18 protein-coding genes and 13 pseudogenes are annotated in these 22,083 nt (G+C 62.1%); 16 read left to right on the plus strand and 15 right to left on the minus strand.

Annotated features, from left to right (window positions below):
• Positions 1-305: 305 nt before the first annotated feature.
• The 5 genes and pseudogenes from DBIPINDM_RS03930 to DBIPINDM_RS03950 all read right to left on the minus strand — a co-directional run.
• Positions 306-2,253: pseudogene (locus DBIPINDM_RS03930) on the minus strand (N-6 DNA methylase); the annotation flags it as partial.
• Positions 2,254-2,338: 85 nt separating this feature from the next.
• Positions 2,339-2,738: pseudogene (locus DBIPINDM_RS03935) on the minus strand (DUF3085 domain-containing protein).
• A gap of 13 nt (positions 2,739-2,751) precedes the next feature.
• Positions 2,752-3,354 carry a DUF1419 domain-containing protein gene (locus tag DBIPINDM_RS03940; protein ID WP_258580825.1) on the minus strand — a complete coding sequence of 201 codons (603 nt, stop codon included), beginning with the start codon at positions 3,352-3,354 and terminating at the stop codon, positions 2,752-2,754.
• Positions 3,355-3,466: 112 nt separating this feature from the next.
• Complete coding sequence (locus DBIPINDM_RS03945) at positions 3,467-4,453, minus strand: DUF3991 and toprim domain-containing protein (protein ID WP_258580826.1); 987 nt, start codon at positions 4,451-4,453, stop codon at positions 3,467-3,469.
• A 236-nt stretch (positions 4,454-4,689) separates the two neighbouring features.
• Complete coding sequence (locus DBIPINDM_RS03950) at positions 4,690-4,872, minus strand: hypothetical protein (protein ID WP_258580827.1); 183 nt, start codon at positions 4,870-4,872, stop codon at positions 4,690-4,692.
• Positions 4,873-5,219: 347 nt separating this feature from the next.
• Here DBIPINDM_RS03950 and DBIPINDM_RS03955 point away from each other — a divergent pair.
• The 3 pseudogenes from DBIPINDM_RS03955 to DBIPINDM_RS03965 form a co-directional block, all read left to right on the plus strand.
• Positions 5,220-5,749, plus strand: a pseudogene (locus tag DBIPINDM_RS03955) (MucR family transcriptional regulator).
• Positions 5,746-6,067, plus strand: a pseudogene (locus tag DBIPINDM_RS03960) (peptide deformylase); the annotation flags it as partial. The pseudogenes DBIPINDM_RS03955 and DBIPINDM_RS03960, both read left to right, overlap by 4 nt.
• Positions 6,068-6,073: 6 nt before the next feature.
• Positions 6,074-6,209: pseudogene (locus DBIPINDM_RS03965) on the plus strand (IS1595 family transposase); the annotation flags it as partial.
• A gap of 148 nt (positions 6,210-6,357) precedes the next feature.
• Here the strand turns inward: DBIPINDM_RS03965 and DBIPINDM_RS03970 are convergent.
• Entirely contained in the window at positions 6,358-6,492 is a 135-nt protein-coding gene (locus tag DBIPINDM_RS03970) for a hypothetical protein (RefSeq protein WP_258580828.1), read from the minus strand.
• Between DBIPINDM_RS03970 and DBIPINDM_RS03975 the strand changes: the two are divergent.
• Positions 6,472-6,894: pseudogene (locus DBIPINDM_RS03975) on the plus strand (family 20 glycosylhydrolase); the annotation flags it as partial. The gene DBIPINDM_RS03970 and the pseudogene DBIPINDM_RS03975 overlap by 21 nt on opposite strands.
• Positions 6,895-6,898: 4 nt before the next feature.
• Here DBIPINDM_RS03975 and DBIPINDM_RS03980 read toward each other — a convergent pair.
• On the minus strand, positions 6,899-8,104 hold the full coding sequence (locus DBIPINDM_RS03980; protein ID WP_258580829.1) for an ROK family transcriptional regulator: 1,206 nt from the start codon (positions 8,102-8,104) through the stop codon (positions 6,899-6,901).
• Between the two features lie 173 nt (positions 8,105-8,277).
• Between DBIPINDM_RS03980 and DBIPINDM_RS03985 the strand changes: the two genes are divergently transcribed.
• Both DBIPINDM_RS03985 and DBIPINDM_RS03990 read left to right on the plus strand, forming a co-directional pair.
• A complete protein-coding gene (locus DBIPINDM_RS03985; RefSeq protein ID WP_258580830.1) occupies positions 8,278-8,529 on the plus strand; it encodes a hypothetical protein in 252 nt (83 codons plus the stop codon).
• A gap of 244 nt (positions 8,530-8,773) precedes the next feature.
• Entirely contained in the window at positions 8,774-9,070 is a 297-nt protein-coding gene (locus tag DBIPINDM_RS03990) for a sensor histidine kinase (protein ID WP_258580831.1), read from the plus strand.
• A 416-nt stretch (positions 9,071-9,486) separates the two neighbouring features.
• Here DBIPINDM_RS03990 and DBIPINDM_RS03995 read toward each other — a convergent pair whose 3' ends face one another.
• The 5 genes and pseudogenes from DBIPINDM_RS03995 to DBIPINDM_RS04015 form a co-directional block, all read right to left on the minus strand.
• A complete protein-coding gene (locus DBIPINDM_RS03995) occupies positions 9,487-9,657 on the minus strand; it encodes a hypothetical protein (protein WP_258580832.1) in 171 nt (56 codons plus the stop codon).
• A gap of 118 nt (positions 9,658-9,775) precedes the next feature.
• Complete coding sequence (locus DBIPINDM_RS04000; protein ID WP_258580833.1) at positions 9,776-10,687, minus strand: LysR family transcriptional regulator; 912 nt, start codon at positions 10,685-10,687, stop codon at positions 9,776-9,778.
• Positions 10,688-10,698: 11 nt separating this feature from the next.
• Positions 10,699-11,082, minus strand: a pseudogene (locus DBIPINDM_RS04005) (3-methyl-2-oxobutanoate hydroxymethyltransferase); the annotation flags it as partial.
• 25 nt (positions 11,083-11,107) lie between these two features.
• Positions 11,108-11,265, minus strand: a pseudogene (locus DBIPINDM_RS04010) (ferredoxin reductase); the annotation flags it as partial.
• Positions 11,266-11,378: 113 nt separating this feature from the next.
• Positions 11,379-11,603: pseudogene (locus tag DBIPINDM_RS04015) on the minus strand (fatty acid desaturase); the annotation flags it as partial.
• A gap of 242 nt (positions 11,604-11,845) precedes the next feature.
• On the opposite strand from DBIPINDM_RS04015, the gene DBIPINDM_RS04020 reads away from it, so the two are divergent.
• Positions 11,846-12,877 (plus strand): LacI family DNA-binding transcriptional regulator, encoded by a 1,032-nt coding sequence (locus DBIPINDM_RS04020; RefSeq protein ID WP_258580834.1) that lies wholly within the window; start codon positions 11,846-11,848, stop codon positions 12,875-12,877.
• An 84-nt stretch (positions 12,878-12,961) separates the two neighbouring features.
• Here the strand turns inward: DBIPINDM_RS04020 and DBIPINDM_RS04025 are convergent.
• Positions 12,962-13,141: pseudogene (locus tag DBIPINDM_RS04025) on the minus strand (IS5/IS1182 family transposase); the annotation flags it as partial.
• Between the two features lie 37 nt (positions 13,142-13,178).
• On the opposite strand from DBIPINDM_RS04025, the gene DBIPINDM_RS04030 reads away from it, so the two are divergent.
• The 8 genes and pseudogenes from DBIPINDM_RS04030 (at position 13,179) to DBIPINDM_RS04060 (ending at position 20,074) form a co-directional block, all read left to right on the plus strand.
• Entirely contained in the window at positions 13,179-13,661 is a 483-nt protein-coding gene (locus DBIPINDM_RS04030; protein ID WP_258580835.1) for a transposase, read from the plus strand.
• Between the two features lie 4 nt (positions 13,662-13,665).
• On the plus strand, positions 13,666-14,079 hold the full coding sequence (locus tag DBIPINDM_RS04035; RefSeq protein WP_258580836.1) for an IS3 family transposase: 414 nt from the start codon (positions 13,666-13,668) through the stop codon (positions 14,077-14,079).
• Positions 14,080-14,669: 590 nt separating this feature from the next.
• A pseudogene (gene ltrA / locus DBIPINDM_RS04040) lies at positions 14,670-16,202 on the plus strand (group II intron reverse transcriptase/maturase).
• Positions 16,174-16,482: a DDE-type integrase/transposase/recombinase gene (locus DBIPINDM_RS43575; protein ID WP_416361681.1), complete on the plus strand. Its 309-nt coding sequence runs from the start codon at positions 16,174-16,176 to the stop codon at positions 16,480-16,482. The pseudogene ltrA and the gene DBIPINDM_RS43575 overlap by 29 nt, the downstream one beginning before the upstream one ends.
• A 31-nt stretch (positions 16,483-16,513) precedes the next feature.
• Positions 16,514-16,708 carry an integrase core domain-containing protein gene (locus DBIPINDM_RS04045; RefSeq protein WP_258580837.1) on the plus strand — a complete coding sequence of 65 codons (195 nt, stop codon included), beginning with the start codon at positions 16,514-16,516 and terminating at the stop codon, positions 16,706-16,708.
• Between the two features lie 132 nt (positions 16,709-16,840).
• On the plus strand, positions 16,841-17,359 hold the full coding sequence (locus tag DBIPINDM_RS04050; RefSeq protein ID WP_258580838.1) for a signal peptidase II: 519 nt from the start codon (positions 16,841-16,843) through the stop codon (positions 17,357-17,359).
• A gap of 452 nt (positions 17,360-17,811) precedes the next feature.
• Positions 17,812-19,155 carry an IS1380 family transposase gene (locus DBIPINDM_RS04055; RefSeq protein WP_258580818.1) on the plus strand — a complete coding sequence of 448 codons (1,344 nt, stop codon included), beginning with the start codon at positions 17,812-17,814 and terminating at the stop codon, positions 19,153-19,155.
• A 259-nt stretch (positions 19,156-19,414) separates the two neighbouring features.
• Entirely contained in the window at positions 19,415-20,074 is a 660-nt protein-coding gene (locus DBIPINDM_RS04060) for a class I SAM-dependent methyltransferase (RefSeq protein WP_258580839.1), read from the plus strand.
• A gap of 132 nt (positions 20,075-20,206) precedes the next feature.
• Here DBIPINDM_RS04060 and DBIPINDM_RS04065 read toward each other — a convergent pair.
• Together DBIPINDM_RS04065 and DBIPINDM_RS04070 are read right to left on the minus strand one after the other, a co-directional pair.
• Positions 20,207-20,596 (minus strand): annotated as a pseudogene (locus DBIPINDM_RS04065) (recombinase family protein); the annotation flags it as partial.
• The gene (locus DBIPINDM_RS04070) at positions 20,589-20,747 is read right to left on the minus strand and encodes a hypothetical protein (RefSeq protein ID WP_183454876.1); all 159 of its coding nucleotides are present in this window, start codon (positions 20,745-20,747) and stop codon (positions 20,589-20,591) included. The gene DBIPINDM_RS04070 and the pseudogene DBIPINDM_RS04065, both read right to left, overlap by 8 nt.
• Before the next feature lie 324 nt (positions 20,748-21,071).
• Here DBIPINDM_RS04070 and DBIPINDM_RS04075 point away from each other — a divergent pair.
• A pseudogene (locus tag DBIPINDM_RS04075) lies at positions 21,072-21,950 on the plus strand (IS1380 family transposase); the annotation flags it as partial.
• Between the last annotated feature and the right edge of the window lie 133 nt (positions 21,951-22,083).

Here is a 22,083-nt window from a genome sequence, read left to right on the forward strand (position 1 = left end):
AAGGATAGGCGCCTGTTCGGCTCGCGCCGCAATAAAGTCCCATGGGTTGCCGCACTGGCGCCGGGCGCCGTCGATCTGATGATGGTCGCTCGCTCGACACGGATGTTGCCACCCCCGCATCCATGTTTGACCTTTGGCAGTGGCTGGCCAGCATCTCGGATCACGCACAGAGCGTCTCCGATTGAAGTCGCTGCCGCAATATCGCCATGGCGCTTTCCTGCCGCGCCAGCTTGCGCGACAAGGCGTCGATCTCCGGCTGGCGCTCAGCGGTAAAGGCAGCGAGGTTGGCGCGATACCGTTCGAGGAATGCACCTGCAACAGCTCGGCGATGTGATCGGGATCGACATGCCCGCGCTCGTTGAGCACGACCGCCAGCGCATCGGCCGGCGACGTGATGACGGGCGGCCGGGGTGGCGCGATCACTCGCTCGGTAAACAGGGGTCCGGGCTTTGCCGTGTTGGTCTCCAGGTCGTAGTCCTCGATTGAGGCCACCAGCCAGCAATCGGGATCGTCCAGGAACGGCTGGATGTTGGGCCGGCGGTGCGTCTCGCGCACGTCGCCGGTTTCCTCATCTTGCGCGGTCGAGACAGTGGTAAAGTTGATCGGTCCGAACGCGCGCACGAAGCTCGACCAGGCGATGCACAGCCTGACCTGCGCCGGCTTCCACGGCCGGTCGAACTCCTGGGCCTTCAGCACCTCGCGTACGGCGTCACGAATCGGGACCAGCTTGCGGAGGATGCGGACATGCTTTTCCGGGATGCCGTCGCCGGTCCCGCCCTTCCGAATCTGGATGGTGACGGGCTCGCCGTCGACCATCTGCCTCAGCGCGGTGTTCTGGCCGATGAAGTAGCTGCCCTCGCGGATTGTCGCGCCGTCCGCTGCGTTGCGCGCCGGCGCTTCAAAATGCTCGCCAGCGTCTGCTCCGATCTCTTCCGGTTCGCCGTCATAGATGGCTTCCGGAAGGAGATGCACGGCGGCTGTCAGTGCCGCATCGAGATCCGTGCCGGCATGCGGCAGGCAGGTATAGGTCTCGTCGGGACCGTAGATCTCGCGGCGACGGGCATGCTCCCCGAGGACCATGTCAGGATGCATCGCAAACCAGAGGTTCACGCGGATTGCGCTCTCGTCCTCGGTGGCGGGCTGAACGTCCTCCAGGTCGAGCCATGACACATCGCCTTCGGGCTCTCCGTGCTTGCGCCTGCGGAAGAACAGGATGTCGACGACAACATCCGTCCCGGCATCGGCGCGAAAGTTGCCCTCCGGCAGGCAAACGGCAGCGACCAGATCCGCCATTGTGGCGATGTGCTCGCGGGCGCGGGCATCGGCCTTGTCCATCGTTCCACTGTAGGTGACGAAGGCGGCGAGTGCGCCCGGCTTCAGCCGAGAGACGGCCTTTGCGATGAAGTAGTCGTGTAGCCGGAAGCCGTGCGAGCGGTATGCGGGATCGGATCGGACGATCCTGTCCGAGAACGGCGGATTGCCGACCGCCAGATCGAAATGCTCGGCCAAGTCGACCCGCGCGAAATCCTGGTTGAGGATTCGGGCGTTCGGCTGAAGGAGGCGCGCGATCCGCGCCGTGACCGGATCGATCTCGATGCCGGTGACGTGCGAGGCAGCGCGCAATGCCTCTGGCATCAACGCCGGAAAGAGCCCTGTGCCGACGCCCGGCTCCAGCACACTGCCGCAACGGAAGCCGAGCCGCCACAAGCCGGCCCAGATCGCTCGGATGATGTATTCCGGTGTGAAATGGGCGTACTGGGTGCAGCGGGCCAGCGAGGCGTAGTCCCGTCTGTCGACTGCTTCCTCCAGATCGGCGGCTATCTCCTCCCAACCCTTGCGGAACGTCTGCTCGCCGGGGCGGCGGAACACGCCGTTCGCCAGTGCTGACGCTCCAAAGCCGGTGAACCGGATCAGCGCTGCTTGTTCCTCGGGCGTGGCAGACCGCTGCTGGTCGACGATATCGGCGGCGAGCCGTATGGCGGCGAGATTGTCACGCGCCCGGTCCCGCCAGGATTTGGCGAGGTCGCGGGTCGCCGCCAGCTTGAAGTTCTCGCCCTTATCGACCTGATGCGCCCGAGCAGGCAATGCGGCCGCGCCGATCGGCATGGCCGGGGCTGGTGAGACGGGAGACGGATCGTCATCGACCGGACTATCGGCGGAGGACGTCGAAAAGGCCGTTACCCGGACGCCGAGGCCCGAGGACAGCGCAGTGTTTCCGAAGAGGTCGAGAGTGAAGGGGTCGTCGTGGGGCATGGAAAATCTCCTTGGATTTTTGGCGAGCGCGATCACGCGGACGGCGTTGTCGGCCGCGTGAAGGGCTGGTGAGGGTGTGAAGGGGCTAGCGGGCGATCAGGGACAGCGAGACTTCGTTCTCGGTCAGCTGCACGAGCAGATGCGTGCGGCGGATGTTCCGATCGAACAGCGGAATGAGCCTCTCTGCGTCGATGAATTCGATCCCGTCGTCGCCGCCGAGATGGCGGTGTTTGTAATGGAACCAGTCCGGATTGCCGACCGGATGGCACTCGTCGGAATAGACCACGAGCGGGCGGTCACCGTCGGCGAGTTTTCCGTTCGACATGGATGTAGACCCCCTGGTCTCCGACCAGCCAAACGCCGGCGATCTCGCCCTTGCCGGGCCTGAGGCCGTAATACGGGTTGCGGAATCCGCCATTGGCGGCGGCATCGGTCTTTCCGCGTTCGATGACCTTGCGAACGCCGAGAATGGGAAACGTGAACATGGCCGCCCCCTCACTACGCGATCGCGTCGGGGAGGTAGCACAGATGCACCGGAAGCTTGGCCGAGATCTCTTCGTCGGTGAGATCGTTGAGCAGCTTCAACGTCGTGCCCCGGCTGCCGCCGTAGACGGTGATGGTCCGCTTGCCACGTGCAGGCTCCGGCCAGCGGTCACCGGCATAGCCGCGATAATCATCATGGGTCGCGCTCCAGATGTGTTTGCGGCGCTCGGTCCGCGTCATTGCCTTCACCGGCCGCGATTCCCGGTCGACGATCGCGGCACGCATCCGCTCGGGTGAGCCCCTGTCGGAAATGTCGCAATAGCCGTGGAAATGACGGAGCTGGCTGTCGATCGTCAGCGCGAAGAAGACGCTGGTGACACTACCGGTCAGGAATTGGCGCATCGCGAACATGTCGCCGCGCATCCAGAGTGGCGGCAGGATCTCGAACATATAGTCGTGGTCTGCCTGGCCGGTCTCGAACCATTCGCCGGCATAGAGCGCGCTCGCGTCGGCGTCCCAGCGGTTAGGCCGCTGCGCGCGACGGTCGAACATGCGGAATATCTGGCGCCGGTCGGCGACGCCCTGAAAGACCTTTCTGATCTGGGATACGGGGTGCATGGCGGGCTCCTTTCAGCCTGGTCGGGCTGGAGCGCGGCTCATCCTTCCGATTTCGCCGTCAATTCAGCCCTTCATGACCCCTCCCCCGCGGCCGCCTCTCCGTCCGGCCGGGTCAAGGGCCGCGCAGCGGGCGAAGCTTCACCCTTGACGCGGCAGGCGGCATGCGGCAGTTGGGTTTTTTCTTCCCTCTCCGTTCCTCTTCTTCTTTCATCATCGCCTGCAGATCGTCGTTCCAGTCTTCCGTGACCGGCCGCAACCGCGCAAAGCCGCATGCCGCCGCGACGGCGATCGCCTCGATGCGTTCGGCATAGGCTTCGCCCTGCACATTGTTGTCGGTCGCGGCGACAAGCTGCGTATTCGGGCGGGTCGCAAGCGTCCGTATGGCCGTCTCGGTCGCGGGCGCCCATCCGCCGCCGGTGCTCAGATAGAGGCTGTCGGGCCGCAGGCTTTCGATCGCGGCAAGGCTCATCGCGTCGATCGCCGCCTCCGTAACGCAGAAGCGAATGGCCTCGCGTGGCCCCAAGCGGAACAATACCTTCCCACCGCCGGTGGCGAATCCGCGCCATTCCGGTCCGCGTTCTTCCCAGCCGGTGACGACACCGTCGTCGTCGACATGAGCGGCCCATACACTGCCGCGCGGTCCCTCGCGAAGCCGATCCTGCCGCATCGCCGCCCGGATGACGGATTCCGGGAGGTCCCGCTCGTTGCGCAGATACCGCCCGGTCATGGAGCCTCGCCAGGGCTTGCGCCGAAAACGCCAGCGCTCGGGGACGCCGATGTCCGGCGCGTGGTCGCGGGGCTGGCGCGTCCAGACTGGTTCGCTCGGCACGAAGCCGACCAGTTCCGAAACCCGCTGCAGCACCTCCGCGAACCCGATGTCGTCGAGATGCGCCACGAGCGAAAACACGTCGCCTTTAGCGTCGGACAGCGGATCGAACCAGCCCTTGCCATCGTGGATGACGATAATGATATCGTCACCGCGCCGGTATTTGACCGCCCGGCGCGTGCTTTCCTTCTGATCGATCGCGAAACCGGCCTGCTCCAGCACGGCCGCGCAGAGCACGCGATCCCTCAATTCCTCGACGTCTCTCTTTTCCATCGTTGTTCCGCCGGATCGCCTTCACACTCCCCGGCCCTTTCCTCGATTGCCTTTCCTTTCCGCAGCCTCTGCGGAACCATCCTCGCCCGCCGCGAAGAGCGAAGGGGGCAAGGGCGCGGCTGGTACGTGATGAATCAAATCAGGGCGCGGTAGCGCCACGGCATAGCCAGCCGCGGCGCAGCCTCCCTTGCGGCCGCCGCTCGCAAGCGGCAAATGCCCGCCCGGGCGAACCCGGCTCAATGAGCCGGGCCGAACTGGTAGGGGTCGTATTCGTGGAGGACGATGACGTCGGCGTCGTCGAGTTCGTCGCTCGGCAGGACGCCGTATTCGCCGTCGACCTGGAATAGCGTCACCGGGACCATCAGGGTGCGGGCAAGCTGGAACGCGTGGGACTGCGAGAGGCTGAGATTGTGCGACATGGTCTGGCTCCCGTTCTGGCGGGAACCAATTCCCCGCTCGACAGGCGCCCGTCGGGTTCGGGACGGACCGCGATCACCGCTCAGGCGTCAGCCTCAAGGCCGCACGCTCGCGTAGCGGACCCCTTGCGGGTTGATCGGAAAGGTCGGGATTGGACCAAGGGAAATGAGCCGATAGGAGCGGGGTTGGAACCTGCCATGGGCGCCAGTGCGAATAACGCGCAATCCCTCGTCCGCACAGACAATGCGGATCGTCACCGACGGCTTCCGGTCCTGTACGGCCGGCCAAGTTTCCTGTAGCGAGATCGCGGTGGGGATCGCAAAGAACGAAATAGCGTGAGAATTCGCAAATGCCTGAAGAGATTGCTGCGCCCGAAACTGAGCTCCTGGAGCTGACCGCGAACATCGTTGCCGCGTATGTCAGCAACAATCCACTTCGCACGTCCGAACTCGGCCGCGTGGCTGCCGATACCTATGCAGCGGTCAGCAAGCTGCGGGAAGCACCGGCGGCACAGCCGGAAGAAAGGGGCGCGCCAGCGGTCCCGATCAAGAACTCGGTGACGCCAGATTTCATCATCTGCCTGGAAGACGGCAGGAAATTCAAATCGCTTAGGCGCCACATCGGTACTCACTACAATACAATATGACGCCGGATGAATACCGCGCAAAGTGGGGCTTGCCTGCGGACTACCCGATGGTTGCCCCTAACTACACGGCAGCGCGGTCTCAACTGGCGAAGGCAAGCGGCCTAGGAAAAAAGGGAGCCGTACCTGAGCCCGTAGTTCCCCCCGGCGCCAGCACCGGCGAAACGCCGCAAGATCGGCCTGAAGATCACCTGACTTCCGACACGATGATCGCTGGGCGAAGGAGTGACATGTGACGGTCCGGCCGATCGTTAAGATTTCCCGACCGTCGCCTTCGAGCTGTCGCCGAGCCCGTAACAGACTTCGATGACGATTTGCGGAACCTCGCCATCGACCTGGCGGACACCATGCACGCGGCGCCCGGCATCGGGATCACCGCCCCGCATATCGGCATTTTGAAGCGACTGGTCGTAATCGAACTGTCCCCAGCGCGGCTCCGAACTTACGTCAATCCGGCTATCCTTTGGGCCTCCGCCGAAATGATCCGGCACACGGAAGGTAGTGTCTCGATGCCAGGCGTCACTGAGGAGAGCGAACGCCATGCCCTCGTTCGCGCAGGCGTGCGAACCCTGTGGTCGCGCGTGCCGCCTGCGCTGCAATTGACGAATGTTTTTCGCACCGCCACGGGTCGTCAGATGCGCCGAAGCCCGTATGGCGGCATCATCATCAAAATCAGCCGTAGCTGTCTTTGGTTGATAAAGGCCGCGTACGATTTCGCACTGCTCTTGTCCCGACCCCGCTCAGCGGCGCCACTGCAGCGGCGGCGGGTAGAAGGCGAACAGGGTGAAGCGGACTTTGCCCCGACGAACGCCCAGCATGCGCCGGTGGCGAGCGCACAGTCGGCCTACGTTCCCGTCCATGTCGCGTCGAGGATGCTCCAGCGCAGCAGCGGCGGTGCGATCCAGCCCAGCAACGCCACCGTGACCACGGTGATGATCGAATTGAACGGCGTGCCGAAAAGCCCGTCATCGACAAGCACAAAAGCTACCTCTGCGGCTGGCGAACGGTCGAAGCTTCAGCGGCACTTGCGGGCGAGGGCTACGCGATGGTGGTGTGCCCCGGCCAGGTCTATTATCTCGACATGGCCAACAGCCCGGCCTGGTCGGAACCGGGTGCGGCCTGGGCCGGCTGGTCCGATCCGGAAAAGCTGGACGGCTTCGATCCTGTCGAGGGCTGGACGGATACGCAGAAGACGAAACTGCTCGGCGTGCAGTGCTGTATCTGGTCGGAGCCGATGACCGATCGCGCCGTCTTCGACCGGCTGGTGTTTCCCCGCATCTCGGCGCTCGCGGAAACCGGCTGGACGCAGCCGGAGCAAAAATCCTGGGAGCGGTTCAAGGCGCTGGCCGGGCTGATGCCGGTGCTCTGCGGGGCGACGTAGAGACTCAGCCGGAATGCGGTTTTTGCAGAACGTCGAATTGCGGGTTGGTTTCGGAGAAGATCGGCAGTGCTGCGGCGCCCAGAACCGAAGTGTCCTTGCCGGCGGCGCCGACAAGGACCCGCGGCACGGTGCGGGCGCTGGTCGAGCTGACCGACAGGTACAGGGGGTCGAGCCGGCTCGCCAGAAGCTCGATGACACCCACCGGCATGAAGCCGCCGAGGACCACGGTTTCGGGATCGAGCGCGAGTTCGAGCATGTTGATCGCCTGGCGCAGCGGATCGATTGCCTGGGCGACCCATGCTTCCAGACTGTCGCCATTGGCCAGCAACGCTTCCAGCAATTCCGGCGAGGCATGATCGGGATCGGGGATATCCAGGCACTCATAGGCGGCGCGCAACGAGACGTAGCGCTCAAGACAGCCGCGCTTGCCGCAGCCGCATTCGAGGCCGCCGGGCCTGACGATCATGTGGCCGATCTCGCCGGCATTGTGGCCGCTGCCCTTGTAGAGATGGCCGTCCAGGAACAAGCCGGCGCCAAGGCCGGTGCCGATGAACAGATAGACGAAGCTGCCGAGGTTGCGGGCAACGCCATAGAGCCGCTCGCCGATGGCCGCTGCGGTGGCGTCGTTCTCGACCGTCACTGGAATGCCGGTCAACCGCTGCAATTCTTCGGCGATAGGGAAATCCTGCCAGCCGGGCAGCGCGGTCGGCCCCACCGAGGTCATGCCCTCGACGTCGAACGGGCCCGGCATCGCCATGCCGATGCCAAGCAGGCGGTTGCGGTCGAAACGAAACTTGCGCATCAGGTCGCCGGCTATCGCGGCCAGCAAGGGCATCGCCTGCGCCGGCGTCGGCCGATCGACCGGGCGCTCGATGCGGGCGCGAACCGTGCCCGAGAGATCTGTGATGACGCCGACCGCCAGCTGATGGTCGAACTGCAGGCCGATCGAATAGCCACCGTCGGGATTGATCGAATAGGGCACCGCCGGCTGGCCGCGGGCGCCCTTCAGCGTGGCCTGCGCGCGAAGCAGCTGTTCGCGCTCGAATTCCTCGACAATGTTGGAGATGGTCTGCGTGCTCAGCGCCGTCAGGCGCGCGATCGCCGCCCGCGACAATGCGCCGTTGGTCCTGATCGCTTCGATCACCACGCGGCGATTGTGGGACTTGGCCTGTTCGAGATTGGTGCCAGCGATGGCTTTCCTGAGGGTCATGTGCGCGTTGCCAACAAACTTTCCGCAGAAAACAAATCAAGTTGATTTAATTATAGGCAATAGTAGCTACCACTTCTAGTCGGTTTCGCTAATGTATCAGCGTTGGTGCATGGATCCGGACTTGAGCGGATGTCGATCTTTGAAGCGGCAGACTATGCCGTGGCCGCCTTGCGGTGGCGATCGCCAGCGCGACCTTCCTGCACATGAGCCGGGAACGCGACCATGCCGCGTGCGACGCCTTCGCGGCGATGCCGCCGGCGGACTCCGACCCCGCTCTGCTGCAGGCGACGGCCGAGCGGGTTTCGGCGGCCTTCAATGCCGACATCTCCGTCTTCGGCCCGCAAGGGGGCTGGTTGCAGAGATCGGCCGGCCGATCAAGTTCGGATCCCCGCGTAGGATCCTCCCCGGCGGGCATTACCTGCTGATCAGCCGGCAGCTGGACGGAAGTGTGATCGCGGCGCGGCTGAGAATGCCGCTCGGCCAGGCAGGCTTTCTCGCGCTGATCGCCGCGGTGATAGGGCTTGCCGCCTTTCCAGTCGTGCGTCATCTCACACGCCGCCTTGAAGCAATGCGCCAGGGCGTCGATCGCTGGGGCGCAGGCGCTCTCGACAAGCGCGTCGCCGTGCGCGGCAGCGACGAGGTGGCGGCGGTGGCACGGTTAGCGCGCATGTGGGGATCGAAGGCGGCTCGGTGGTGCTCAAGGTGTGCGATCACGGGCCGGGCCTGCCGGAAGGAACCGGTGAGCGCGTCTTCGAGCCCTTCTTCCGGCCACAGGGCCGCAGCGAGACGGCCGGCGGCTGGGGCCTCGGCCTATCGCTGGTGCGCAAGATCGCCTTGCGTCACGGCGCAACCGTGCACCACGAATCGCCATCCGACGGCGGCGCCTGCTTTGTCGTCACGTTTCCGGCATATCTTGATACGGCGGGCGCATATCCTTGTGAAAGCAGGGCGGAAGGAGAGGTATGATTAACGCACGAATTCCCGACGGGTACTGGTTCCGCGAAAAGATCAGCAGGCGCCGAGGGCAGCGAACCTCGAAGGAGGACGGATTTCATGAACGATCCGGCCGTTCGTCGGCGGGAGCAGGCCTTGGCGAGGCTGACGGCGGCTGAATAACGCTGGTCGCTCCGCCGTTCCCAGCACGTCGCGAACAAGCTGTCGAAGCTCACATGGGCAGTAATAGGACGTGAGGAACCAAAGGGAAAACGTACAATGATCACCTCACCAAAAGGCCTCTCGAAGCCCTCGACGAAAACTCTGCTCGGCCGCCAGACAGGCGTTTCGCGGGAAACAATCTTGGCGGTGGCAATGGCTGGTCGGGCTCTGCCACCGCTCTTGCTGCCGCTGCGCGAAAGGGCGAAGCGCAACCGTTCGACCTGGATTCAGTATTCCCCTTTTGCCTCGCCGACGACGAGGCTCTGTATTTTCGTCGGCAGTGGCGACTGGCATCGCGTCTTTTCTGCTTCGTGCACGGTTGCGGCCTTCGGGATCGATGTCCCGCCTGCCGCGGCGGGATTGCCGCCTTCGATCAGACGGAGCTGATCCCGCAGCATTTCTGCCCCCCGCTGCTACCTCAATTTCCTTACGGCTCAATCAATGTGACACCACCGTCCGCACCCATGCACCAACGCCGCAAAGCGCCGCTTGATCAACCCAGTCACCCAAATTCCGTCATAGCTCTGGCCGAGATGCCTCCTGCATCATTATCTCTCGCATCCAGATGCTTGCCGGATCGCTATTGTGGAGAGCCGGCCACTGGGCGGCTTCGGTGAAACCGGGAAGCGGCAGCGGAAGTTCGACAACCTGAAGGGGAAACGTGTTTTCGAAATGCCTGACCAGCCGGAGGGGCACGGTCGCTATACGAGCTGTGCCGGACACCATGGGCGGGATCATGCTGAAGCTCTGCACGACGACTTCGACACGTCTTTTAAGACCATGCTCAAGCAAGAACCCTTCCTCGATGGAGGGCTTCAGCAAACGTTCGAACCTGACGCAGACGTGCCTCATCGACATGTATCTCTCGAATGTAAGGTGCCGTGGCAGCTGCTTGTTCGTGGGACAGCCTACGCATACGAGCCTCTCGTGGAAAAGCGCCACTCTTGGATGCGCGTTCGACATGAACACATCCGGAGTGATCAAAAAATCGACCTCACCACGCCGGAGGACCTCATCGGGGCTGCCGTGGAGAGGCATCAATTCGAATGTGACGGCGGGGGCTTCCCGGGCAACACGCTCCACGACCGTTTCAAAAAACACGAGCGTGGCGAAATCGGAAATAATGATCCTGAAGCGGCGATCGGATCGAGCAGGGTCAAACGGATCCGACGACATAATCGAGGACTGGATGTTTAGGAGAGTCTCGCGGACTGCGGGGCCAAGTGCTGCTGCACGTGATGTCAGAATACGTTCTCGGCCGCTCATGCTGAACAGTTCATCGCCGAAAAAATCGCGCAGCCGGGCGACGGCCGCACTCATGGCCGGCTGACTGAGGTTGATGCGGCGTGCCGCCGCCGAGAGATTGCGCTCGGCCAGCAGGGCGTCGAGCACGACGAGAAGGTTCAGATCAAGCCCTTTGAAACGCATGTCTGCGGCTATCCATCCGTCCAGGTGGCCCGCGATGGGATCAACCCGACATGGCCGATCACCGGAATGGCCTCGTCGGAGAGCCGCTTCACGGTCGCCAGGCTGGCGCTGCAATAGACGGCGTCGGCGCTCGCCTTGTAGAGCGCGAAAGCCCAGCGCACAAAATCGTCCGCCGTGCCGACCTCGAAGAAATTGACGCCCGGCACCGCAAACAGGCTCGGCGCAACCTCGCGGAAATGCGGAAGAACCATCATCTCAGGCGGCACCGAAACCATGTCGACGCCGGCCTTCTCGGAAGCCTCCAACTCGTCCAGCGTCTCCACGCGGATCATCGTGAACTGATACTTGCCTTTCAAGGCGCGGATATGCGCTACCGTGGGTCTCTTCCTGCTCATCGGCTGCACCTCCCATTTTGCGCGATCATGACGCCAGCAACGTCTTGAGTTTCACGTCGGGCGACATCAGTTCCGAGGGTCCGGCCGCGCCCGCCTCGCGATCAGCATGTCGGCCAGGCGAATGTCGCGGGCCACGGCGTTGCCGGGACCGATGCCGCTCGCCAAAAGCAGATGTCTGTCCGCGGCCGGCGCCGCAGGCCTCGATCCAATCCGTCACTTTCATCTCCGTGGATCTTGTCTGGTCGAAGTCGGAGGCGGCGGCGGGCCGCCGCCTCCGTAGCCTTGGGAGGCTGTTGTTCCGCGGCAACCTTGGTTTCGGCGTGGAACTCTTCGCGATACGGCCGCGCCGTTGGCGGCAGCTCGCGCTTGACGAAGTAGTCCTCGTTGCGCAACTGGCGCAGGAAGGCCGGGATCATTTCGCGGTTGCCGGTGATGGACGGCGACGGCTGGTCGTGCTTGACCAAACCGTTCAGCTTCAGCAGCGCGTGGTACGGCACCATCGGGAACCTGTGGTGCTTGATTTGCTCGACGGCGCGCTGCGCGTAGCGACCTATCAGACTGTAGTCGCGTTTCGTCTGCCTATAGTCGTCGGCTGCGGCAGTTGCGCTCATCACGATCTTCCTTTTTCCTTTTTCAGGCCAGGACCAAGGCTGACAAACCGTCATGCAACAGAACTACCATATTCAATCATTTACCTCAACAGCGCTTGCAATTTTTCTATCATCTACTATCATTCCTTCGAAACCTTCAAAGGAGGCTAGCCTTGGCCAAGCGACCAACGGTTTCGGATTTGGCTCGGGCATCCGGGGTCAGCGTGGCGACGGTCGACAGGGTTTTGAACAGCCGCCTTCCGGTGCGCGAGGAGACGGCGCAGCGGGTCTATGAGGCGGCGACCGTCATCGGCTACCATGCCGCGCCCCTGATCAAGCAGCGGATCCGCCAGGATCTCCCGGAATACCGGCTGGGCTTTCTTCTGCAGAAGCCCGAGCAGCATTTCTATCAGGAGTTCGCGCGCGAGTTGGAGGCCGCGACGACCCATGCGTCGCGGTTCCGCGGCGTTGCGGTCATTGATTTCTGGTCGAGCCAGGCTCCCGAGGACATCGTCGTCCATCTGGAGAAACTTGCAGCGAAAACGAACGCCGTCGCGTTGGTCAGCCCCGATCATCCAACGGTCACGGTCGCCGTGGAGAGCTTGAAGGCCCGCGGTATTCCGGTGTTTTCGCTCCTGTCCGATTGCGCCTCCGGCGTACGGGAGGGCTATGTGGGCCTCGACAACCGCAAGGTAGGACGCACCGCCGCGTGGATGATCGCGAAGTGCGCTAGGCGGCCCGGCAAGGTCGCGGTGTTTGTCGGCAGCCACCGCTTTCACGGCCAAGAGTTGCGCGAGATCGGCGTGCGCGCCTACTTCCGGGAACACGCACCGGACTTCATAGTACTTGAGACGCTGGTCAATCTCGAGACGGCCGATTTGACCCACGATGCAATGCTCGACCTGCTCGAGAGGCATCCCGATCTCGTCGGGTGCTACATAGCCGGGGGCGGCATGGAGGGAGCTATCACGGCGGTGAGAATGGCCATGCCTGCCCAGCCTCCGGTCATGATCTGCAACGAGATAACGCCTGAGTCGCGCGCTGCACTCGCCAACAACATCCTCACCATGGTGCTCGCAACGCCGCTGGCGCGGCTGGGCAGCGATCTCGTCGATCTCATGGCGCATACCATCAAGGACGGCGCCGCCAACGCGCCGGGACAGACCTTCCTGCCCTTCGACATCTACCTGCCGGAGAATATCTAGGCGTCTCTGCGATAAAATCTATCATAGATGGGCGTTGGTGCATGGGTCCGGACTTGAGCGGATGTCGATCTTTGAAGCGGCAGACTATGCCGTGGCCGCCTTGCGGCGGGCGGATTTCGGGCGTGCGCAGGCAAGCATGCGGTTGAGGACGGCGCAGCCGATGGCGACTTCGGTCTGCTGAACGGGAAGCGACCGTGCCCGCAAACGCCGCCCGATGGTGGACTTGTATCGCCCTATGGCGGTCTCGACCAGTGGAGTGCACCCCTCGACTGAGACAAATAAATAGCGGACAGTTTCTGGATTGCAGGGACTGGAAATGGTTGGAAAAAAGCCGAGATTTGGCGAAGAAGAGAAACTCTCCATGCTCCTACGGATGCAAAGCGGGGAGAACGTCAGCCGGCTGGCTGATGAACTGGGTATTCACCGCCAACGCTTATATGCCTGGCGTGAACAGTTGCGGGTGTGTGGCAATCTAACGCCGAGCCGACAGGGGCGTCCAAAGAAGCGGCCTCCCGAGGCACCACCAGATCGGCAAGCCTTGGCGGCAGTTTTTGCACTGTCGGCTGAACAGCGTCGTGCCGATGGGTTGACAAAAGCCCGTCGCCGCATTGTCGAACTTGAACGCAAGATTGGGCAGCAACAGGTTGAACTTGATTTTTTTTTCAAGAAGCCTTGCGGCATGTCAGGGGCAGTCAACAGCAGAAAGACGCACCTGGCGGTGCAGCGTCTTCGAAGTCATTCAAAAAATGACAGCCCATGTGCCGCAAGGCTCTCCAGGAATTGAACAGATGTGCCGTCGCGCCGGTGTCAGCAGGGCTGGATACTATCGGCACTGGCGACAGTCGGCGCCGCGTCAGGAAGAAACTGGTCTGCGAGATGTTATTCAAAGGCTGGCCTTGGCCAACCGGCACTATGGCTATCGCCGGATCGGCGCCCTTCTTGGCCGCGAGGGTTGGCAGGTAAACCACAAACGTGTGTTGCGGGTAATGGGGGAGGATAATCTCTTATGTTTGCGCACTCGGCCATTTGTGCCGCGCACTACGGATTCCCGGCACAGCTGGCGGGTGGTGCCGAACCTTGCCAGAGGCATGGAACTGACAGGCGTCAACCAGCTTTGGGTCGCCGACATCACGTATTGTGCGCCTCGCCCTGATGTTGGGGAAGCGTATGACTGGAATGCAAAAGAGAAAGGAGGATTTTAAGAGCTGCCTTGTCCCCTGCTGTGAGGGGGCATGAGCCCAAGCGGCGGTGACCTGCCGTCAACTGGCAGGGTGACGTAGCCCGCAGGTAAAGGGGATTGAGGCGAAGCCGTTACACCAAGATGGTCCCCGAGGCTGAAGTATTGGAAGGTTGAGGAACACGAACCGATTCACCCGCATCTGAGGGCTGGAATGTCGCCTTCGCCTACACGGCTTAACAGGCGGAATGCTGATGATGTCGCCGGACAGGTATGACGGCGTGCATCCGAACGTGAGCATAGATGTAAGGACGCTCGCGAAGGGTTATGGGGAGAATGCAGCCAGACCATGACATCGGCATCGACTTGCGGAAAGCAAGGGAAAAGACTGCGATCGGCAGCCTCACCAATATGCATGACGTCCAGCATATGAACGAGGGAAGGCATGATGGAATGACAACGGTGTTCTGCATCGCAAGGGAGTTGACCCTGATGTCCATCATGTTGGCGGAGTTCCCGTAGTAGTCCGCGGCAGGGAAAGCCTGCCACATGGCGAAGGGGGACAGTTCAAACTGCTTGAAGTGCAAACTATCTGACCAAGCGAGGTGAAGACCTTTGATAATCAGCGAAATGCAGCACAAGCTCGCAACATGGGCGAGAGCGATCCGAACCGAAGGTTCGATCGCCTTCTTCGGCTGATTGCCGACCGGGAATGGCTTGCTGAGGCTGCCCGGATCGTTTTGGCGTCAAGTGGCGCGCGAACGCCGGGCATCGACGGAATGGACAAGCAACGACTGCAGGTCAAACTGGATCAGCATCTGGACGACTTGCGGACAAGCCTGTTGGAGGAGAGTTATCGCCCCCAGCCGGTCAAGCGCATCTATATCCCGAAATCCAACGGCAAGCTACGACCACTGGGTATTCCGACCCTGACGGACCGCATCGTTCAACGCGCCATGCTGATGGCCATGGAGCCGATCTGGGAGAGCGATTTCCATCGTTTATCCTATGGCTTCCGGCCGGAACGGAGCGTGCATCATGCCGTCCGCACCGTGAGGATACAGCTACAGGATGGAGCCGACACGACGAGGGGCCGCTGGATCATCGAAGGTGATTTGGCAAGCTACTTTGATACGGTCCATCACCGGCTACTTCTCAAATGTGTGCGGCGACGGGTGCAGGACGGGCGTTTTGTCGATCTTCTCTGGCGGTTCCTGAAGGCAGGGCACATTGATCGTGGCCTGTTCACGGCCTCCAGCGAGGGTGTTCCGCAAGGTGGCGTCCTGTCACCGCTCCTTTCCAACATCATGCTCCATGAGTTTGATGGCTGGTTGGAGGCGAAATATCTGAGCGACAAGGCCCGCAAGGACCGATGGGCATGGAACTTCGGCATCAAGCAGGGCCGCCCCATTACGGTTCGAGAGAACCGGCAATGGAAACCGGCCGTCGCCTATTGCCGATACGCTGACGATTTTGTCGTTCGAGTTCGTAAAAGGAACCAAGGCTCAGGCAGAGGAAATCCGCGAGGAGTGCCGGGCGTTTCTGGAAGGGGAGTTGAAGTTGACGCTGAACATGGAAAAGACCCATGTGACACACGTCAATGACGGCTTCGTCTTTCTGGGGCACCGGATCATTCGCAAGCGAGGGGCGCACGGACGGATGTCCGTCGTCACGACGATACCCAAGGAAAAGGCCAAGGGGTTTGTTCGCAAACTTACTGAAAGCCTTTCCGGCAATCATAGTGTCAGCACGGTCGACATGATCGCCAGCCTGAACCGCCAATTGGTGGGATGGGGGGCGTTCTACAAGTTCACCGACTTCACGGCGTATGTATTCCGGCGCATCGACCATGTCGTGTTCTGGAAAATGGCGCATTGGATGGGACATAAATACCGATCTCGCATCAAACCCTTGATGCGGAAATGGTACCGGGACCCGGAGCCGGGCAAGGCGAAAACCTGGCTCGTGTTCGGTCGGAATGAACGCGGCGTACCCGTCGGCAAAGCGCTGCTACGGCTTGTCTCAAGCCCAAAGGCGCAATTCCGGTGGCGTAATCCGGAGGAAAATCCATACATCTTCCGGTTAGAAACCCGCAGCACCGTTACATCGCACTACAATGATGTTGCTATGGCCATGGGCCAAGTTTGAATGGAGAGCCGTATGCGCTGAAAGGTGCAAGTACGGTTCGGGGAGGAGAAGCGCATCTGCGCTTCTTACACCACTGCACCTTGCCGAGCAGTTCGCCTATCTGGCGGTTGTGCTCGATGCATTCAGTCGCAAGGTCATCGGATGGGCGCTCGAACTCCACTTGCGGGCCAGCCTTGCTGTCGATGCCCTAAAAATGGCGATCTCCGCACGTGTTCCGGTTCCCGGCAGTTTGATCCATCATTCGGACAGAGGAGTTCAACGCTTGCACCAGCTATTCTGATATCCTCCATGGGCATGGGATCCAGCCGAGCATGAGCCGGGTGGGGAACCCTTATGATAACGCACGCGCGGAAAGCTTCATGAAAACCTTGAAGCAGGAAGAAGTCGCAGGATTGGCCTATCGCGATGCACCCGATGCCCGGCGACGTATCGCGAGCTTCATTGAAGATGTCTACAATCGGCAACGGCTGCATTCAGCACTCGACTATCTCACCCCGGAAGAATAAGAAAAGACCTTATCGACACCATCGGAAAATGCCGCATTTGAACTCACGAGCATGGAATTGTCTCGCAATTTCCCTGTCTCACAATAGGGGTGCACTCCATAGGCGTCCGCTTATAACCTGAGAGCAGAAAGTTTGAGAAAAGAAAGCAAGCGAGATGCCGCGGGGCGGTTCCATCCAGCCGCGACTGCGGCGGCAATCGTCTCCGTCGCAGCGTTGATGCTCGACTTGGGGACAAAGATGTGGGTACGCGCGTCACTTCCATCTCCCGACGGGCTCGACCCATTACCGTTTTTGGCGCTGCGCCCGCGGTACAGCGAGGGCACGACGTTCGGCCTGCTGTCAGGTGGCACCACATTAGGTCTGACGGTTTTGGTGACGGTAACCGTGCTGGCTATCCTTGGTCTTTGGTGGTGGGTCGCGCGTGCCCAAGGGCCACAGGTCATTGTTGGCGCTGGTCTCATGGCAGCCGGTGCGCTCGGTAATCTCGTCGATCAGCTGACCATAGGGATGGTGACGGATTTTATAGGTCTGCACGTAGGCGGCTGGTATTTCGTCATCTTCAATCTGGCCGACATTTGGCTGGTTCTTGGTTCGATTCTGGTGTTCTTTGGCTCACGGGAGAGACGCAACGAGGGTCCCGGGGAAGCATAGAATTTCGGTTCGATTTGCACTTGAAGTACCTTCAAGTTTTGATCGCTTCCCGAGTTGGACTATAGAGCGCCTGTTGCGGTCGTCGAGCGCGACGGTTACCCATCGCTGACGCCGCCTGGTGGTCTCTGTGCTTGCCGAATTGGGGAACGAATCTGCAATCAGACCGCGTGACAGGCGTGTGAAAGAATTGCGTCGAACTGCGGAAAATTACTCGGCTGCCTCGTTCTCACCTGCAACATTCGCCGAATCTTAAGCGTCGTCTGCGAGCACCTCTGGAAAGCGTCCTCAGTTGGAGCCGTTCCATTGTCTGATCGTCAAGGTCGAAAGCTAGCCCGTCTTATGCACGACGATGGGCTTTTGAGGCTGGCGGATGTAGCTTAAGCGGTTGATTTGGCGTAGGATTCGGTTGCTTAGGCCAACCCTTCCACCTCATTTCGCGAGCCACACCCGCCATGACCGAGAATACGTTGCTGCCGCTGTCTTTTCCAGCCGTCGGACGCAAGAAGATCACAGCTGCGTTTGACGGCGGCCGCATCACCTCGGATGGCGGCGTCATGCTTCTGGCCGCAGCCGAGCGTCGCCTGCAACTGGCCGACAGGCTGGCCGCGGTGATCCACGATCGGCGCGATCCAGAGCGGGTGACGCACGCCATGGCCGACATTCTGCGCGCCCGCATCTTTGCGATCGCGTGCGGCTACGAGGACGCCAATGATCTCGACCGACTGCGTACCGACCCGGCCTTCAAGCTCGCCTGCGGGCGGCTGCCCGACAGCGGGATTGATCTGTGCTCGCAGCCGACCTGCTCGCGGCTGGAGAACCTGCCTGACCTGCGCACCGTCATCCGGCTCAGCTGGGTGCTGGTCGATCTCTGGCTGTCGAGCTATGCCGCGCCGCCCGCAAGCGTCACGCTCGACATCGATGATACGCTGGATGTCGTTCACGGCCATCAGCAGCTCTCGCTCTTCAACGCCCACTACGACGAGCGTTGCTTCCTGCCGATCCACATCTACGACGCCGCGACAGGACGCCCGGTCGCCATGATCCTGCGTCCTGGCAAGACCCCGGCGGGCAAGGAGATCCGCGGCCATCTGCGCCGTCTCGTGCGCCGCATCCGCGCCCGCTGGCCGACCACCCGCATCCTGATCCGTGGCGACAGCCATTACGGCCGGGCGCAAGTCATGGCCTGGTGCGAGAACAATGCGATCGACTACCTCTTCGGCCTACCCGGCAACAAGGTTCTGCAGCGGCTCGTCGACGAGAGCGCCGACGACATCCGCACCCGCCGCGCGCTCGAGCGCAAGCCTGTGCTGCGCGGCTATGCCGAGACCCGCTACAAGGCGAAGTCCTGGAAGGCCGAACGCCGCACCTGCGCTCGCATCGAGGCAACCACCCTCGGCCTCGACATCCGCTTCGTCGTCACCAATCTCGACAAAGGCTCCGCCGAGCACATCTACGACGTGATCTACTGCGCCCGCGGCCAGGCCGAAAACCTGATCAAGATGCACAAGAGCCAGCTCGCATCCGACCGAACCTCCTGCCGCTCACCGATTGCCAACCAGGTCCGTCTTGTCCTGCACACCGCCGCATACTGGTTGATGCTCACCCTGCGCGAGGCGGTGCCAACGACCCATCATCTGCGCAACGCCGAGTTCGCTACGCTGCGGCTCAGGCTGCTCAAGCTCGGCGCCCGCGTCATCGAAACCGTCTCGCGCATCCGCCTGGCCTTCGCCGCCGCCTGTCCCGAGGCAAGTCTGTTCCGGGCGATCGCCAGCAATCTGCTACCAACAGGACCATGACCGCCGGGGCAGCAGGCCCCGCCGAAACCACACAGCTTCCACCCTCCAGCGCGTTCACAAGTCCAGACACAGCCGCGGTGAAAAAGACGCCGAGCCGCCACCTGTCCGCCGCTCAGCGGCAAACAAACCCAGATCCGTCATGAATAGGACGGGCTAGGCTCGAACAGCCTCGAAGACCGTTCGTTTGGTCGTTTTGGCAGGGCCTGGTCCTATATCCGTGAGCGGGGTCTGTTCGAGCCGATCAGGCTCGTTCACCGGCATGGGATCGGCGCAAGCGCTGGCTTTGTCCTGCGAAATGTCCGTTATATCGTTGCCGACCGCCCCGCGCGAAAATGGGATCGCCAGCACGGTGTCGATACGGGCCGGTTCGGTCCAGCTCGCTGCGTTGGATGTCATCGGCCCGCATCGCAGCAAGGGCAACGAAGCCGTATGCACATCGCCCAGAACCTTTCATTTCATCATGAAGTCGCTGCCCAGCGACCTCCAGGGCCATACATTCGTAGACATCGGCTCTGGAAAATCGCGAACGCTGTTGCTGGCGTCGCGATATCCGTTTGCAGCGATCATCGGGGTGGAGTTCGCGCGCGAGCTGGTCGAAATCGCCAGAGGCAACATCGCTCGCTTCAGGGATCCGTCACGGAAATGCCGGGCGCTCAGTGTCGTCGAGGCGGATGCGGCGGCTTACGAATTTCCCGAAGCGCCGCTGGTGGTTTATTTCTACAATCCTTTTTCTAACGTTACGCTACCATGGTCAGCCATATCGCCGGAACTTCGCGGCGCCTGCGCCTTTGCACAGCTAACAAGGCGAATAAAATCGCGAACGCTCGCAGTCGAAAGCTTGGCTGACGGCGAATCTGGTGCCGATGGATACAGATTGGTGGCCGAGATCGGAATCTTCAGGAGAACATCATCGCGGTAAACGACAAGAAGCTGACGATAGGCGCCGGCGCCGCTCGGTCCTGCCGCTAAAATGAAATCGCGCCCATAAAGAGGGTGCGCCGGATCAGTAACTGTTATGCGCTGATCATCTCCAAATCTAATTGGGGCATTAAGATGTGTGCTCGTAGATCCCGTCGGCATCGCCAATCAGCGTATCGGTCAGCCCGGCCAACTCGATCAGCCGGTGCCAGTCGGCATTGTTGCGCGCCAGCCGCGAAACCTCCAGGCCAAGCACGATGCCGACCCGGGCCAGCGCCACCTCGCTGGTCAGCCGCGCAAAGCCGGCGCGCATGACGCTGCCGGAGCCGGACAGGCCAAGGTCCTCGTCGATGACCAAGACACGCTCGTCCGGCCAACCCAGCTCGCGCGCCCGACCGGAGAGCGCGTATTGCCGCTCGGTCGATTCACGGTTGTTCTCCACCTGTGAGGCGCTCGACTGGCGCAGGTAGACGACAGCCAGCCGGGCCTGGTGACCGGCGGCGATTTTGCTGTGTTCAGTCATGACCGGCCTCCCTCACTGTCAGCATGCGCGCGATCACGAGGGCGAGCCGGCGCAACGCCTCCGCCCGCGCCTCGGCGTCCAGCGTCTCCCAGGTGGGTGGGTCGGGAGGCCGCTTGCGGTCTTCCTCGGCGAATCTCAGCTTCAGTTGCATGTCGCTCCTCCTTGTCATCGGGCGGCGACTCGCCGCGCCGTTCAAGAAGAGCGTCGGTCAGAAAGCGCAGATGCAGAAGGTCTGAAAGCCGCCCAATGCTGGAGTGATTAGCCGGCGAGGCTGTGGAATCACCCCCCAGGCCCCCGAGATCCGTCCACGCGACGGGAATGTAGGTCCGGCTGCCGTCCGGCAATTCTAAAAGCAGCGTTGGCTCGCCGCGGCGTTTGAGGCGGCTGATTACGGCCAGAGGCCGCCCTTCAAAGGCGTGGCCCTCCCGCATGATCGTTGCCGAGGCGGGAAGGTCCTGGTGATGGGCAGTCTGGAGATGTTTCCTTCGACGCTGTGCACGGAGGCCAACAGCTTCGCCTGTTCAATGCCCACCATGACGAGTACGGCTTCCAGCCGATCGTAGTGTTCGATGGTGCGGGACGGTTCGTCAGCGCGATCCTGCGACCGGCCAAGCGGCCGAGTGGGGCTGAGATCCGCCCCCACCTGCGCCGTCTGGTGCGGGCGATCCGGATCAACTGGCCGAACATTCGAATCCTGCTCCGCGGCGATAGCCATTATTGCAGCCCGCAGGTCATCGACTGGTGCCGCGCCAACGACGTCGACTTCATCTTTGGCCTCGCGCCCACCACGACCCTGCGCAAGCATGTCGCGGATCTGGAGGCCAGCACGACGGCGCGCTTCGAAGCGTCGGCCAAGACAGGCAAGGTCCGCAGGTTCAAGGAGTTCGTTGACGGCGCCGCTAGTTGGAGCCGCGTCGAGCGCATCATCGCGCGGGTCGAGGTCGGCGCCCAAGGTGCCGATACCCGCTTCGTCGTCACCAACCTTGCCGGTGGGAAGGCCAAGGCGCTCTACGAGGATGTCTACTGCCGGCGCGGCGCGGCCGAGAACCACATCAAGTCGCGGAAGACGCATCTTGCCGCCGACCGCACATCCTGCACCAGAGCGACGGCCAACCAGTTCCGGCTATTCCTGCATGCCGGTGCTTACTGGTTGATGTGGGGCTTGCGGGCCGCGATGCCGAGGCGCTCGAGCTTTGCCGTCGCCCAATTCGACACGCTGCGATTGCGCCTCATCAAAATCGCTGCGCGGGTGGTCGAGATGAAATCGCAAATCCGCCTGCACCTGCCGACATCGTGCCCCGACCAGCGCATCCTGCGCATCGTCCTCGATCGCATCCCCCAACTCGCGACCTAACGATGGGGCGCAGACGCCCCGAAACGAACCCGTCGACCGCAACCTGCAAACCCCCGCCTGCCATCACGACGGAGCAATTCCGGCGCCTGACGAGGCGCGTGGAAAAGCACCGCAACGGCGACCACAGCGTCGC

The organism is Mesorhizobium sp. AR02, assembly GCF_024746835.1.
Lineage (GTDB): Bacteria > Pseudomonadota > Alphaproteobacteria > Rhizobiales > Rhizobiaceae > Mesorhizobium.